This is a genomic window from Pseudomonas sp. WS 5411 (genome assembly GCF_012985595.1).
Lineage (GTDB): Bacteria > Pseudomonadota > Gammaproteobacteria > Pseudomonadales > Pseudomonadaceae > Aquipseudomonas > Aquipseudomonas shahriarae.
The window spans coordinates 41,311-56,601 of sequence record NZ_JAARMC010000026.1; the positions used below are offsets into that span (position 1 = coordinate 41,311).

At 61.8% G+C, this 15,291-nt stretch carries 11 protein-coding genes; 6 read left to right on the forward strand and 5 right to left on the reverse strand.

Going from position 1 to position 15,291, the window contains the following annotated elements; translation table 11 throughout:
- Positions 1-10 precede the first annotated feature (10 nt).
- From HBR93_RS23715 to HBR93_RS23725, 3 genes are all read left to right on the forward strand, one after another.
- The gene (locus HBR93_RS23715; RefSeq protein WP_057440752.1) at positions 11-541 is read left to right on the forward strand and encodes a hypothetical protein; all 531 of its coding nucleotides are present in this window, start codon (positions 11-13) and stop codon (positions 539-541) included.
- A 67-nt stretch (positions 542-608) separates the two neighbouring features.
- Positions 609-800, forward strand: a complete 192-nt coding sequence (locus HBR93_RS23720; protein WP_015885097.1) for a PLDc N-terminal domain-containing protein — start codon at positions 609-611, stop codon at positions 798-800.
- Positions 801-1,192: 392 nt separating this feature from the next.
- On the forward strand, positions 1,193-3,280 hold the full coding sequence (locus tag HBR93_RS23725) for an LTA synthase family protein (protein ID WP_115127810.1): 2,088 nt from the start codon (positions 1,193-1,195) through the stop codon (positions 3,278-3,280).
- A 69-nt stretch (positions 3,281-3,349) separates the two neighbouring features.
- On the opposite strand, the gene HBR93_RS23730 is transcribed toward HBR93_RS23725, so the two are convergent.
- The gene (locus HBR93_RS23730) at positions 3,350-3,502 is read right to left on the reverse strand and encodes a DUF3309 family protein (protein WP_032863216.1); all 153 of its coding nucleotides are present in this window, start codon (positions 3,500-3,502) and stop codon (positions 3,350-3,352) included.
- 330 nt (positions 3,503-3,832) lie between these two features.
- On the opposite strand from HBR93_RS23730, the gene HBR93_RS23735 reads away from it, so the two are divergent.
- Both HBR93_RS23735 and csrA read left to right on the forward strand, forming a co-directional pair.
- The gene (locus HBR93_RS23735) at positions 3,833-4,648 is read left to right on the forward strand and encodes an SDR family oxidoreductase (RefSeq protein ID WP_057440755.1); all 816 of its coding nucleotides are present in this window, start codon (positions 3,833-3,835) and stop codon (positions 4,646-4,648) included.
- 174 nt (positions 4,649-4,822) lie between these two features.
- The gene (gene csrA / locus HBR93_RS23740) at positions 4,823-5,017 is read left to right on the forward strand and encodes a carbon storage regulator CsrA (RefSeq protein ID WP_057440758.1); all 195 of its coding nucleotides are present in this window, start codon (positions 4,823-4,825) and stop codon (positions 5,015-5,017) included.
- Here csrA and HBR93_RS23745 read toward each other — a convergent pair.
- From HBR93_RS23745 to HBR93_RS23760, 4 genes are all read right to left on the reverse strand, one after another.
- Entirely contained in the window at positions 5,014-5,241 is a 228-nt protein-coding gene (locus HBR93_RS23745) for a YheU family protein (protein ID WP_003192759.1), read from the reverse strand. The genes csrA and HBR93_RS23745 overlap by 4 nt on opposite strands.
- Before the next feature lie 59 nt (positions 5,242-5,300).
- Positions 5,301-6,485: an osmoprotectant NAGGN system M42 family peptidase gene (locus tag HBR93_RS23750; protein ID WP_115127811.1), complete on the reverse strand. Its 1,185-nt coding sequence runs from the start codon at positions 6,483-6,485 to the stop codon at positions 5,301-5,303.
- Positions 6,486-6,636: 151 nt separating this feature from the next.
- Positions 6,637-8,382: an N-acetylglutaminylglutamine synthetase gene (gene ngg / locus HBR93_RS23755; protein WP_169961207.1), complete on the reverse strand. Its 1,746-nt coding sequence runs from the start codon at positions 8,380-8,382 to the stop codon at positions 6,637-6,639.
- A gap of 3 nt (positions 8,383-8,385) precedes the next feature.
- Positions 8,386-10,158, reverse strand: coding sequence for an N-acetylglutaminylglutamine amidotransferase (locus tag HBR93_RS23760; RefSeq protein WP_115127813.1), 1,773 nt, complete (start codon positions 10,156-10,158; stop codon positions 8,386-8,388).
- Positions 10,159-10,467: 309 nt separating this feature from the next.
- Here HBR93_RS23760 and HBR93_RS23765 point away from each other — a divergent pair, with 309 nt between their 5' ends.
- Positions 10,468-15,288 carry an NEL-type E3 ubiquitin ligase domain-containing protein gene (locus tag HBR93_RS23765; RefSeq protein WP_169961208.1) on the forward strand — a complete coding sequence of 1,607 codons (4,821 nt, stop codon included), beginning with the start codon at positions 10,468-10,470 and terminating at the stop codon, positions 15,286-15,288.
- The last annotated feature ends 3 nt before the right edge of the window (positions 15,289-15,291 follow it).

The window sequence follows — 15,291 nt, forward strand, 5'->3', positions numbered from 1 at the left end:
GGATTCGCCCATGAACACCGCGCTCGTCGAACTCATCACTAAAATCAGTTCCGGTTGCCTGGGCGACGCCGAGATCGTGCGGATCGCCGATGAGGCCAGCCAGGCCTACGCCGATGCCGATGGGTTCCTGGCGGCCAACCCTGATATCAACTACGACGACACCTTCCCCATCCCGCTGGGCGAGTGGATTGTGGTCGGCAGCCTGCCGGAAACGGTGCTGTTCCAGGCCGACACCTACCAGGACCTGTTCGCCCAGATCGTCGCCTCCTTTGGTCCCGACGTTGCGTTCAACCTCAAGCCCAAGCAGTTGGCCAAGACCGAGGCGCTGACGGCCCTTAATCGCATCCAGATCCAGCTCGGCGCCATGAACCCGGAAAACGGCGGCTACACCCTGATGAATTTCAGCCAGTTGCTCGATGACGAAATCCAGGCCGTGCTGGTCTATGGCAATGACGTGCCACGGGTGCTGGAATTGTGTGCCGAAGTCGGGATCAAGGGCGAACCGTCCCTGGAAGCCCTGCGCATTGCCGTCCACGTCTGAAATAAAACGGAACCCTGGCCAGGGCTGGCTATCCTAAACAGGCAAGCCCTCACTTAGGAGCGACACCATGGGTTCCACATTTAATGGTCTGATCGGGTTGATCATCCTGGCACTGGATATCTGGGCGATCATCAACGTGTTCAAAAGCGGCGCCAGCACCGGGGCCAAAGTGTTGTGGATCCTGTTGATCCTGCTGTTGCCGGTATTGGGCCTGATTATCTGGGCCATCGCCGGGCCACGGGGCAACGTGCGGCTCTGATCCTCTGCGGGCACAAGCATATAAATAATGTGGGAGCGCGCTTACCCGCGACAGCGGTGTATCAGTACCAGATTGATTGGCTGACACACCGCTATCGCGAGCAGGCTCGCTCCCACATTTGTTTGCGGCGTGTTCTGTAGATTTTTGTGTCTAGATATTCGCTGCACAAAATTTTCACACTTCATCCAAGACAATTCCCTCGCTTATTTTCCTGCCAAGGCCCGTCTGTGCCGCCAGGAGCGCTGTGCAATGAGTAATCAATAGCGTTGCCGACGTTGATCGGGCACCATCTGCCCACCGCGTAATACCCTGGACCCTGAGCCTTTATTGGCCGGGGCAGGACGCCGCTGCATTCTTTCGCCACTTAAACTTCCAATGGGTCCTCAAACAACATGGCAAACCCGGACGCCCTGAATCAGCAGCGAGCTTCTACTCGTCTGCTGCAACCGACCGTCAAGTCCCACCTGGCCTACACGCTGCTTTGCGCCCTGGTCATGATGGTGATGCTCTCCCTGCTGCGCCTGGGACTGTTGGTATACAACAGCGACATGATGCTCGACACCCCGGCCTCGACCTTCCTTGAAGCGTTCGTCAATGGCCTGCGCCTGGACTTGCGCCTGGTGGTGTACCTGAGCATCCCGCTGATCCTGGCCCTGTTCAGCGTGCGCGCCATGGCCGCCCGTGGGTTCTTCCGGTTGTGGCTGACCGTGGTCTCCAGCATCGCGCTGTTCCTTGGCCTGATGGAGATGGACTTCTACCGCGAGTTCCACCAGCGCCTTAACGGCCTGGTCTTCCAGTACGTCAAGGAAGACCCGAAAACCGTGATGAGCATGCTCTGGTACGGTTTCCCGGTGGTGCGCTACCTGCTGGGCTGGGCCGTCGGTACCTTTATCCTGAGCATCGCCTTCAAGGGCGCCGACCGTGCGACGCGCCCCCGTGGCCCGTTCAGCGGTGGCACCGTCGGCACCCGCCAGGTCGCGCCGTGGTACAGCCGCATCGCGGTGTTCGTGGTGTGCCTGCTGATTGCCGTGGTCGCCGCGCGTGGCACCCTGCGCCAGGGTCCGCCACTGCGTTGGGGTGACGTGTACACCACCGACTCGAACTTCGCCAACCACCTCGGCCTCAACGGTACGTTGTCGCTGATCGGTGCAGCCAAGGCGCGCTTCTCCGAGCACCGTGAGAACGTCTGGAAAGCCACCCTGGAGCAGCCACTGGCGACCCAGACCGTGCGTGACATGCTGGTGCTGCCTGACGAAAAACTGGTGGATACCGACACTGCCGCCGTGCGCCGTGACTTCACGCCGCCGGCCGAGAAGACCCTGCCGATCAAGAACGTCGTGGTGATCCTGATGGAAAGCTTCGCCGGTCACTCGGTGGGCGCCCTGGGCAGTGGCGGCAAAATCACGCCGTACTTCGACGAGTTGACCAAGGAAGGCCTGCTGTTCGACCGTTTCTTCTCCAATGGTACCCATACCCACCAGGGCATGTTCGCCACCATGGCCTGCTTCCCGAACCTGCCAGGCTTCGAATACCTGATGCAGACCCCGGAAGGCAGCCACAAGCTGTCGGGCTTGCCGCAGTTGCTCAGCGCCCGTGATTTTGACGACGTGTATGTCTACAACGGCGACTTCGCCTGGGACAACCAGTCGGGCTTCTTCAGCAACCAGGGCATGACCAACTTCATTGGCCGCAATGACTTCGTCGACCCGGTGTTCTCCGATCCTACCTGGGGCGTGTCCGACCAGGACATGTTCGACCGGGGCCTGCAGGAGCTGAAGGCGCGCGAAGGCGGCAAGCCGTTCTACGCCCTGCTGCAAACCCTGTCCAACCACACGCCGTACGCCTTGCCGACGCCGTTGCCGGTCGAGCCGGTGACTGATCGTGGCCGTCTCAACGAGCATTTGACGGCCATGCGCTACTCCGACTGGGCCCTGGGCCAGTTCTTCGAGAAGGCCCGTAAGGAGCCGTACTTCAAGGACACCCTGTTTGTGATCGTCGGCGACCATGGTTTCGGTAACGAGCAACAGATCACCGAAATGGACCTGGGGCGCTTCAACGTGCCGCTGCTGCTGATCGCACCGGGCGTGCAGGACAAGTTCGGCGTGCGTGACCACACCGTGGGCACGCAGATCGACATCGTGCCGACCATCATGGGCCGCCTGGGCGGTGAAACCCGCCACCAGTGCTGGGGCCGCGACCTGCTCAACTTGCCGGAAGGCGACAAGGGCTTTGGCGTGATCAAGCCCTCGGGCAGCGACCAGACCGTGGCGTTGCTCACTGCCGACCGTGTGTTGGTACTGCCCAAGGAAATGCCACCGAAACTGTGGCAATACGAACTGGGCGCCAACCCGACCGGCAAGGTAATTCCCGAGTCGGCGGATGAGGCGCAACTCAAGCAGAAACTTGAGTCGTTCCTGCAAACCGCGACCAAGAGCCTGCTGGATAACACCGCAGGCGTGGTAGACGGCAAGCCGGACTAATCGCCCGGCAATAAAAAAGAGGCCTTCTTCAAGGCCTCTTTTTTTTGCATCTTTTTTAACGCTGGGGGGTTATATCTTGCCCAGCAACAACAGAATCAACAGCACCACCAGCACCGTACCGAGAATACCCGACGGCCCATAACCCCAGTTACGCGAGTGCGGGAATACCGGCAGGCCGCCGACCAGCAGGAGGATCAGAACAATGATAAGAATGAGGCTCATAGTTTGTTTTCCTTATTCGTCTTCTGAAAAGACCTGATTGTTAATTGTCAGAGCCGCACCTTTAAAACGGCCGCCTTAATCAATCCGACTCCTGCACTTTGCAGAAAATTCCCTGTTTTTTTAATCCGATTTGGCCGCTGGCTTATTTCGTTTTTAATTGTTGTGTTGTTGCGCACTTAGTTTAAAAAGATTGAACTTACCCCACGCCCCGGCATCCGACCGGGCCTTTGGTTTGCCCCGGGCATTCAGCAACTTGATGGTGCATGGGGCGGTGAATAACCTTCGCTACACTGGCGCGTACTTCTTCCCTGAATCACAAGGCTACTTCCTATGCAAAATCGCATGATGATCACTGGCGCCGGATCCGGCCTGGGTCGCGAAATCGCTCTGCGCTGGGCCCGCGAGGGCTGGCAGCTGGCCTTGTCGGATGTCAGCGAGCCGGGCTTGCAGGAAACCCTCGCGCGGGTGCGCCAGGCCGGTGGCGACGGGTTTATCCAGCGCTGTGACGTGCGTGACTACAGCCAGCTCACCGCCTTTGCCCAGGCCTGCGAGGTCAAGCTGGGCGGCATCGACGTGATCGTCAACAACGCCGGGGTCGCCTCCGGTGGGTTCTTCAGCGAGCTGTCCCTGGAGGATTGGGACTGGCAGATCGCAATCAACCTGATGGGGGTGGTCAAGGGCTGCAAGGCCTTCCTGCCGCTGCTGGAAAAGAGCAAGGGCCGGATCATCAACATCGCCTCCATGGCGGCCCTGATGCAAGGCCCGGCCATGAGTAACTACAACGTGGCCAAGGCCGGTGTGGTGGCGCTTTCGGAAAGCCTGCTGGTGGAGCTCAAGCAGCAGGAAGTCGGGGTGCACGTGGTGTGCCCGTCGTTCTTCCAGACTAACCTGCTGGACTCGTTCCGCGGCCCCACCCCGGCGATGAAGGCCCAGGTCGGCAAACTGTTGGAAAGCTCGCCGATCAGTGCGGCAGACATTGCCGATTACATCTACCAGCGTGTGGCCGCCGGTGAGTTCATGATCCTGCCCCACGAACAGGGACGCATGGCCTGGGCGCTGAAACAGAAAAACCCGCAATTGCTGTATGACGAGATGACCAGCATGTCGGAAAAAATGCGCGCCAAGGCACAGTCGGTCAAAGGCTGAGGGATATAAACAATGCGTTTATATTTTTGCGCTCCTACTGGGCTGTTTGATATTCGTCTGTCAGTAAATCCAACTCTGGGTTGTAGGGCGGATCTGTTTATCTGGCAGGTCATTGATGGCTCGTAGGGGAGGGCGCATGGTCGCGGTCCGGTAACTTTCCAAAGGACACACGCCATGCTGGTACTTAGCCGCGCGGTAGGCGAAATCATTTCCATCGGCGATCACATCACCCTGCGGATCCTGGAGGTCAACAGCCTCCAGGTGAAACTCGGTGTGCAAGCGCCCGCAGGGGTCAATGTGCACCGGGCGGAGGTCTACGAAAAGATCCGCCGCCTGCAGGGGCAGGCGGTGGCGGTGCCCAACCCTTAGTCGAACAGGTGCTTGGGCACGTCGTGCTTGAGCATCAACTGGCACTGCTCGCTTTCAGGGTCGAAAACAATCAGCGCCTGACCCTTGGTCAACGCCTGGCGCACGCGCAGTACCCGGGTTTCCAGGGGCGTGTCGTCGCCGTTGTCGGTGCCGTCGCGGGTCACGAAGTCTTCAATGAGGCGGGTCAGGGTGTCGACTTCAAGTGCATCGTAGGGAATCAGCATACAAGCCTCAAATGGTGGATCCCGGCGATCCTACTGTGCCGGGATCATAGTTGCCAGCCTCAGGATTTCTGTCCGACCAGGCTGTCCACCGAGGGCACGCGGGTGTCGCTCTCCATTTGTGTTTCATGTTCCAGTTGATGACTGAAGCGGTCCAGGGAGCCCTGGGCCGGTTGCGCATCGCTGGCAAATACCGGCGGGCTGAGGATGTAGGCGCCCAGCAGGCGGCTCAAGGCCGCCAGGCTGTCGATATGGGTGCGCTCGTAACCATGGGTCGCATCGCAGCCAAATGCGAGCAACGCGGTGCGGATATCGTGGCCGGCGGTGACCGCCGAGTGCGCGTCGCTGAAGTAATAGCGAAACAGGTCACGGCGTACTGGCAGGTCGTTTTCCGCCGCCAGGTGCAGCAGGTGCCGGGACAGGTGATAGTCGTAAGGGCCGCCGGAGTCCTGCATCGCCACGCTCACTGCATGTTCGCTGGAGTGCTGGCCGGGGGCGACCGGGGCAATGTCGATGCCGACGAATTCGCTGACATCCCAGGGTAGGGCCGCCGCCGCGCCGCTGCCGGTTTCTTCAGTGATAGTGAACAGCGGATGACAGTCGATCAGCAACGGTTCGCCGCTGTCGACGATGGCCTTGAGCGCCGCCAGCAAGGCCGCGACCCCGGCTTTGTCGTCCAGGTGGCGGGCGCTGATATGGCCGCTTTCGGTGAATTCCGGCAGCGGGTCGAACGCCACGAAGTCACCGACGCTGATCCCCAGGGAGTCGCAATCGGCGCGGGTGGCGCAGTAGGCGTCCAGGCGCAGTTCGATATGGTCCCAACTGATCGGCATTTCATCCACGGCGGTGTTGAAGGCATGCCCGGAGGCCATCAGCGGCAGCACGCTGCCACGGATCACGCCATTATCGGTGAACAGGCTGACGCGGCTGCCTTCGGCAAAGCGGCTGGACCAGCAACCCACCGGGGCCAGGGTCAGGCGGCCATTGTCCTTGATCGCCCGTACGGCGGCGCCAATGGTGTCCAGGTGCGCGGAGACGGCACGGTCCGGGCTGTTTTTCTGGCCCTTGAGGGTGGCGCGGATCGTACCGCGGCGGGTCATTTCAAACGGGATGCCCAGTTCTTCCAGGCGTTCGGCGACGTAGCGCACGATGGTGTCGGTAAAACCGGTGGGGCTGGGGATGGCGAGCATTTCCAGCAGCACTTTTTGCAGGTAGTTGAGATCCGGTTCGGGGATGGTTCGGGTCATGGAAACTCCTGATGAGTTGAGGGCATCGATGGTTTCGATGAGGGGCTTGGGGATTTGTTGGCCGGGCTGGCCTCATCGCAGGCAAGCCAGCTCACAGCAACCTGTGGGAGCGGGCTTGCCCGCGATGAGGCCCGTCCAGTCAGCTCATGTCTCAAGCCGTGGTTTGACTGTGGGGGAACAACAAATCCACAAACCGTTCTGCCGTGGGCTGTGGTTCATGGTTGGCCAGGCCGGCCCGTTCATTGGCTTCGATAAATACGTACTCCGGCTGGTCAGCGGCCGGCACCATCAAGTCGAGGCCGACCACCGGAATATCCAGGGCACGTGCCGCACGCACGGCAGCATCCACCAGCGTCGGATGCAGAATCGCCGTGACATCTTCCAGGCAGCCCCCAGTGTGCAGGTTGGCAGTGCGCCGTACCGCCAGCACTTCACCCGAAGGCAGGATGCTGTCGTAGTCATATCCTGCCGCCTTCAGGGTGCGCAGGGTTTCGTCATCCATCGGGATCTTGCTCTCGCCGTCTGTGGCCGCCTGGCGGCGTCGGCTCTGCACTTCGATCAAGGCGCCGACGCTGTGCTTGCCGTCGCCGATCACCTGCGCCGGGCGCCGGATCGCGGCAGCCACCACTTCAAAACCAATCACCAGGATGCGCAGGTCCAGGCCCTCGTGGAAACTCTCCAGCAAAACCCGGGAGTCGAACTGGCGCGCCGCTTCGATGGCGCCTTGCACTTCTTCGATGGTCTGCAAATCCACGGCCACGCCCTGGCCCTGTTCTCCGTCCAGCGGCTTGACCACGATGCGCTGGTGTTCGTCGAGAAACTCCAGGTTGTCGTCGGCGCTGGCTGCCAGTTGTTGCGCTGGCAATTTCAAGCCGGCGGCGCTCAAGACCTTGTGGGTCAGGCTCTTGTCCTGGCACAGGCTCATGCTGATCGCACTGGTCAGGTCGCTCAATGACTCCCGGCAGCGCACCCGGCGCCCGCCATGGCTGAGGGTGAACAGCCCGGCTGCGGCATCGTCCACCTGCACATCAATACCGCGCCGGTGCGCCTCTTCGACAATGATCCGTGCATAGGGATTGAACCCCGCCTGCGGCCCCGGCCCAAGGAACAGCGGCTGGTTGATACCGTTCTTGCGCTTGATGGCAAAGGTGGTGAGGGCGCGAAAACCGAGCTTGGCGTACAGGCTCTTGGCCTGGCGATTGTCGTGCAGCACCGACAGGTCCAGGTAACTAAGGCCCCGGCTCATAAAGTGCTCGATCAGGTGGCGCACCAGCACTTCGCCGACGCCGGGCCGCGAGCATTGCGGGTCGACGGCCAGGCACCAGAGGCTGCTGCCGTGTTCCGGGTCATGGAAGGCTTTATGGTGATTGAGGCCCATGACGCTGCCGATTATCGCGCCGCTGTCTTCATCCTCGGCCAGCCAGTACACCGGGCCGCCTTGATGGCGCGGGGTCAACAGGTTGGCATCCACCGGCAACATGCCGCGCCCCTGGTACAGGCGATTGACTGCCTGCCAGTCGGCTTCGCTCTGTACCCGGCGAATGCGAAAGCCACGGAACACCCGGGTGGCCGGCCGGTAGTCGGTGAACCACAGGCGCAAGGTATCGGAGGGGTCGAGGAACAACTGTTGCGGATCAATCCCGAGGATCTGCTGGGGCGCGGCCACATACAGGGCGATATCCCGTTCCCCGGGCTGCTCGTTGAGCAGCTCCAGGGCCAGGCTCGCCGGGTCGGGGAAGGTATGGCCAATCAATAAGCGGCCCCATCCGCAATGCACGGCGATGGGCTGGGCGCTTGGTTCGCTGCCGTCTTCGGCCAGGCGCGCTTGCAGGCGCTCGTAGGACGGCGCCTGGCCGCGCAGCAGGCGTTGGCTGTAGGCCGTGGCGTGAGGTTTCATCAATCAGATTCCTTGTTCGCTGAGCCACAGGTTCAGCGCCGCCAATTGCCACAGCTTGGAGCCGCGCAGCGGGGTCAATTGCCCTTGGGGGTCAGTGAGCAGACGGTCGAGCATCGCCGGGTTGAACAGACCACGATCCTGGCTCGGGTCCAGCAACAGGTCACGCACCCAGTTCAGGGTGTCGCCCTGCAAATGCTTGAGGCCGGGCACCGGGAAGTAGCCTTTCTTACGGTCGATCACCGCACTGGGGATCACCCGGCGCGCAGCTTCCTTGAGCACTTGCTTGCCACCGTCCGGCAGCTTGAATTGGCCCGGCACCCGCGCCGACAACTCCACCAGGCGGTAGTCGAGAAACGGCGTGCGCGCTTCCAGGCCCCAGGCCATGGTCATGTTATCCACACGCTTGACCGGGTCGTCCACCAGCATCACCGTGCTGTCCAGGCGCAGGGCCTTATCCACAGCCGCCTCGGCGCCGGGCTGGGCGAAATGCTCGCGCACAAAGTCGCCGGCGGCGTCATTGGCGGTCAGCCATTGCGGGGCGACGGTGGCCGCGTAGTCGTCGTAGCTGCGGTCGAAGAAGGCCTCGCGATAGGCCGCATACGGGTCGCTGGCGCCGTCCACTTGCGGGTACCAGTGGTAACCGGCGAACAGCTCATCGGCGCCCTGGCCGCTTTGCACCACCTTGCAATGCTTGGCCACTTCCCGCGACAGTAAATAGAAGGCAATGCAGTCATGGCTGACCATTGGCTCGCTCATGGCGCGGAACGCGGCCGGCAGTTGCTCGATGATTTCGCTTTCGGCGATACGCAGTTGGTGGTGCCGCGTGCCGTAGTGCTTGGCGATCAGGTCGGAGTACTGGAACTCATCGCCACGCTCGCCGCCGGCATCTTCAAAGCCGATGGAGAAGGTCGACAGATCCTGTACGCCGACTTCGCGCAACAGGCCCACCAGCATGCTCGAATCCACACCGCCCGACAGCAGCACGCCGACATCCACCGCCGCGCGTTGGCGAATCGCCACGGCTTCGCGGGTGCTGTCGAGCACGCGGTCGGTCCAGTCTTCCAGGGTCAGGTGTTTTTCATCGTCATGGGGGCCGTAGGGCAGGGTCCACCAGGTTTTCTGCTCGGTCTTACCGTTGGCCTCGATCCGCATCCAGGTGGCCGGCGGCAGCTTTTCGATGCCCGCCAACAAGGTGCGCGGTGCCGGCACCACGGCGTGGAAATTCAGGTAGTGATTGAGCGCCACCGGGTCGAGGATCGGGTTGATATCGCCGCCCTTGAGCAACGCCGGCAACGCCGAGGCAAAGCGCAAGCGCTGGCCGGTGCGCGACAGGTACAACGGCTTGACGCCCAGGCGGTCGCGGGCGATGAACAGGCGCTGGCTGTCGCGCTCCCAGATGGCAAAGGCAAACATGCCGTTGAGCTTGGGCAGCAAGGCTTCGCCCCAGGCGTGATAGCCCTTGAGCAGCACTTCGGTGTCACCGCCGGAATAGAAGGCGTAGCCCAGGGCTTCAAGCTCGGTGCGCAGTTCCGGGAAGTTGTAGATCGCGCCGTTGAACGCCAGGGACAGGCCCAGTTGGGCGTCGACCATCGGTTGGGCCGAGCCGTCCGACAGGTCCATGATTTTCAGGCGACGATGGCCCAGGGCAATCGGCCCTTGGGCATGGAAGCCCCACGCGTCAGGTCCGCGTGGGGCCAGGTGATGGGTGATTCGCTCCACCGCTGCCAGGTCGGCAGGTTGATGATCGAAACGCAGTTCTCCAGCTAATCCGCACATAAAGTCCTTACCGGTTTTTCCGTTGGGGAGGGGGTAAAAGGCACGCGCCAAAACGGCGGGTACCCAAGGACTGACCCGAGGCTATACCTGGAGTTTTAGATCAATAAGTTATATGGCAAACGGCCGCTCCCCCGCGCACGCCGTTCTGCGGCCCGTGGGGCGCGGGGCAAAGTGGAGGTAATTAGGTCTGGCTCGGATGCAAATAGTGGCGCGTTTCCAAGGGCAACCCCCCAGCTATTTGAACCCTTCTGCGGTGCAGGGGAGCTTATGGTGATGCGTCATGTTCAACGCGATTAAGGACCGTTGCGAATGACGCAAACAGCAAAGCTGAGCCAGGCTGTGCAGCCTGTGACCTCGGACGAATTGATGAAGGCGCTGCTGGACAGCACCGGCGACCTGGATAAAGCGCAGGTCTTGCATGACACGTTGCCCGCCTGGCTGGTCAAGGCCGACCCCCAGGCACTCCAGGCCATAGAGCAGGCGTATGCCGACAGCGAGCGGCCCAAGGCAAACCTGCAACGGCTGCTGAGCCGTCTGACCCCCCTGGGCACGTTCTGTGCCGAACGCCTCACGGCGTTTCTGGCCGCCAAAGGCCACACCCAGCTGGATATCGAGAACGACTCGCTGGAGCTCCCCAGGCGTACCTTCAGGGGAGTCAATCCGGACCTGGGCGGCATGCTGGTGCAGACCGTTACTCTGGAGAAACACAGCCTGCTGCAAGCGGCGATGCAGAATTTTTCCCAGGCCGGGGCCGAACCGGGAGGCATACCGATCAATGCCGTGGTCCGCGTTGGGGCTAAGCGCAGGGTTGCGCAAGATATCAGCGCCCAGACATTTATCGGCTACTGCCGCGAGCTGAATCTGGGGGAGGCCTATCAAACCCATGTGCGCGAGGTGTTCAACCTGACGGACCCGGACGGCGGCTATAGCCCGGCGGTGAGGACGATGGGTCAGTCCCGGTGCATGGATATGCTGATCGACCTGCAGATCGCCTATGCCAAAGGCGATATTGATCAACCGACCCGTGAGCTGTTGCTGGGCCTGGTCAAGGCGGACATGCCCGCCAGCAGCACCCGGCAACGGTGGTTCAACAACCAACCGCTGACCTGGCAAGGCTTGAACATCGACGGGGCGTGCCTGTGGGGCGTGCTGGTGTTTTCCGGCGCCTCCCCCGATGGGTTTTCCAACGGCCCGATCGTGGTGTACATGCCCAATGAGCCCGTGCGGCCGTGGTACCGCTACGTGTCCCTGGAGCAGTTCAAGCTTTACCTCAGCCTCAAGCTCCACGTGAGTCGTTACCGACACTTCTTCATGGGCTACCTGGACGAGTCCGAGCGTTTCGGTTTTTTTCAGCGGTTTGAGCAGTACAACCTCCTGGTGCGCGTAGAACCGCTACCTGTAACGGATAATTTTTCGACGTTCTTTTTTAATGCCGGTGTCGGCAAAATCCAGATTGATGCCCGTGTGCTCGCCGTTCCCAATGCCCAGGCCGATGACGACGCACGCCGCCAGCGCACCCAGGATTACCTGGATGCGGGCTTGACGGTACTCAACGTCGCCGCGTTTGTGGTGCCGGTACTGGGCCAGTTGATGACGGGCGTGGCGGTCGGGCAACTGCTTGGGGAAGTGTTCGAAGGGGTGGATGACTGGGTACACCAGGACAAACTCGGTGCCCTTCGGCACCTGACGAACATTGCTGAGAACCTCGCGGCCATGGCGTTGTTCGCGGCGGGTGCAAAAGTGGCCGGCCGGCTCTGGAGAACCACGCCGCCGGCTTCGGGGTTTTACGAACGGTTCGAGGCGGTGCGCATGCCGGATAGAACCACGCGCTTGTGGCGCAGCCGCACCGAGCCGTACCGCCACACCGTCTCGCTCGAAGGGACGGTTGCCAGTCCCCGTGGGGTCTACCAGGCTCACGGCCAGTCCTACGTCAATGTCGACGGTTCGACCTACTCGGTTGTCTTTGACTCCGGTACCGGCCGCTGGCGGGCCCGACATCCGCTGCGTGATTCAGCGTATCGACCGCCCCTGGTCCACAACTACCAGGGCGGTTGGCAGTTCTCGTTCGAACAACCGCAAGAATGGCAGAACCCGGACTATGTCCTGGGCCGACTGGACCCCAGCCTCGGTACCCTTCCAGCCGGGCATCTACGGGATATCGCCGCCATCACTGACGCGACCTTGCCCCGCCTGCAGCAAATAGCCAGGCAAAACCTGCCATTGCCGGAGCGCTTGCGCGAACGTGCGCTGCGCTTCAGGCAGAATCAGGAGGTTCGCGACCTGATCTGGCAGATGGAGCATCAGGCACCGCTCGACGCGGCGACCACGCGTGTGCAGATGCTGGCCCTGCCGCTGATGGAAGGCTGGCCCCAGGGGCGGTTTTTCGAACTGCTGGACGAGCAGGGGTACCTGCTGGAGCGTCACCCCGACACCGCGCCTTTCGACTACGAAGACCTGAGCATCCACATCACCACGGGGCATCTGAAACACGGGCAAGTCCTGTCCAGCCTACTGGAGGCCCTCGACCCCGAGGAGACCGCGCGCCTGCTCGGCGGCACCTTCCCCCCCGAAGAGGCGCAAGAGGTGCTGGCGCGGCGGCTGACCGCTTCACTCAAGGACAATCATCAGGCGGTTTACGAAAGGCTGCGTGCCGATGTCGACTTTCCCGACCAGACCGATCACGGCGTGCTCAAGCATCGCTATCCGCAACTGCCCATTCGGCTTGCCTGGGAAATCATGACCCAGGCCTCCACGGCCGAGCGTTGGCGGCTGCGCGATACCGGGCGGGTGCCTTTGCGGATCGCCCAATGGGTGCGGGAGACCCTGGAAATACTTAACGAAGACGATGCCCTGAGCGGTCTGTACCTGCCGGAACTGGCCACCGACGCCACTCGGCGTATAGCGCTGGGGTTACTGCCGCGGGTTCCGGGCTGGCCCGAAGATGTGTTGCTGCAAATACGCCAGGAGAGCTTGGACGGTAGTGTCATGGGGCAGGTGGGCAACGCATCTGCCGCCACCACTCGCACGCTGGTCCAGTCGAACCTGGGGTGGCGCGCCTACAACGGACAAGGTGCGCCGCTGGGGCCGATGGCCGAGGGCCCGGAGGGGTTCTATGAGGCGTTGCTTAACAGTTTGCCCCCCGCTGAGCTCGACCAGCTGCAGTTGCCCGCGAGCGGCAGGGCCAGCCATTTGCGCAATAGCCTGATTGGCAAGGCCCAGGATGAGCGGCGCCGGATTAGCCGTTATCTATGGCCGGAACGGCCGGTGCCCGAAGATCCTCCTGTGTCGTGCGTGCAAGCAATGCCCGTGGAGCCGCCGCGACAGCCCGCCGGCCTGGTGCGCAAGGTCCGCAAGCTCTACCCCTTGTTTGATGAGCGGCGCATAGCGACCTTTTTGCAGGACTTGGGTCTCGATCCGCTGTCCCGGGCCAACGCCGTGCGTGCTCTTGAGCAGCAATATGAAGCACTGCATCGAACGCTCAAGGTGTGGGCCAGGGAGGGGGGCGGGCAGGGGCGCTCGGACGTTGCCCTGCGGGACTACCGCCTGGCCCGTCACCAGGCCGTCCAGCTCATCGAGCGCAGTTGGCAATATGCCTCGCTGATCCCGGATGAGTCCCATCGGCAAGTCCCGAATCTTTCCCTCGATGGCATGGTGATCGGGGCATTGCCCACCCTGCCGCCCGAAGTCCAGTTCGAGCATGTTCGCCAGTTGTCGTTAAGGAACATGGGGCTCAACGATGATGTTGGTTATTTCCTCAAGCATTTCAAAGGCTTGAATACTCTGGAGTTGACGGACAACCAGGTGACACGACTGCCGGAAGTGCTGCAGCAGATGAAGCACCTTCGTCGGCTGTACCTGGCCAATAACCAACTGCAACTGACGGAATATACGCGTACCAAACTCGGTGACCTGCGAGGGTTGACGGTATTGGACCTGAGCAACAACCCCCTGGTAGACCCGCCGCTGGTCAGCAACATGTTTGAGTTGCGTCACCTGGTCTTGCGCAATTGCCGGCTTCAGCGCTTGCCCTCCGGCTTTATGCGTCTGCCTTATCTGGAGCACCTGGACCTGCGGGAAAATGATCTCGCCACCTTGCCGCAGTGGTTGTTCGAGGTGCCACGCCAGCACGCTGAAATCATCAACCTGCGCCATAACCCGCTGGACTCCCCCAGCCGCCTGCTGTTGCAGAACTACCGGGACACCCTTGGCGTGGGCATGGGCTTTATGGAGGACGATATCGCCCGGCTCAATGAGCAGACCGCCCGGGACTTATGGTTGGGGGATGAGCGCGTGGCGCGTTACGCCGAGCGGGTCGAGACCTGGACGGGACTCAAGGATGAGCTGGGCTCCGACGCTCTGTTCAAGCTGCTGGCCGGCCTGGGCAGTGTCGCAGATACCTCCCACGTGCAGGAGGACATGGGCCGCCGGGTCTGGCGCGTGCTGGACGCCGCGGCGATGGATACCCGGCTGCGCGAAGAGATCTTTGAACGGGCGGCCACGCCCCTGAACTGTGATGATGCTGCTGCAGTGAGTTTCAGTAATCTGGAAGTGCTGGTTGAAATCCACCAGGCTTCGCAGCAGGTGGCGGGCGGTCAGGTCACGGCCAAGCCGCTCTTGAGGCTGGCCAAGGGGTTGTTTCGCCTCGACCGGCTGGAGCATATGGCCCGCAGCCATAGCGCCGAGCACCCGATGCTGGATCCGCTGGAGGTCAGCCTGGCTTATCGCACCGGGTTGGCCGGGCGCTTTCATCTGCCCGGGCAACCCCGCCATATGCGCTATGCCAGTCTCGGTGGGGTGACCGAGCATATGCTGACGCTCGCTGAAATGCAGTTGAAGATGGCTGAGCTTTCTCCGCAGTTGTTGAAGTATGTGGTAAAGCTGCCGTTTTGGAGCAGTTATCTGCGGCGCATCCATAGCGGTTCATTCGACACCCTGAACCGGCCCTTCGGTGAGCGCGTCGAGGCGGTGTGGGCGCAGCGAGAGACGCTGGCTGACGCCGACTACCGGAGTCAGATGAGCCAGATACAGGATGAGCAGGAAAAGGCGGAGCTCGCCGAGCTTGAACGCCTGACCCATGAGGCGTTGAAACTCGACGACCTGGGCTCCTGCGAGTTAACGCCGGCCGTTTGAGGG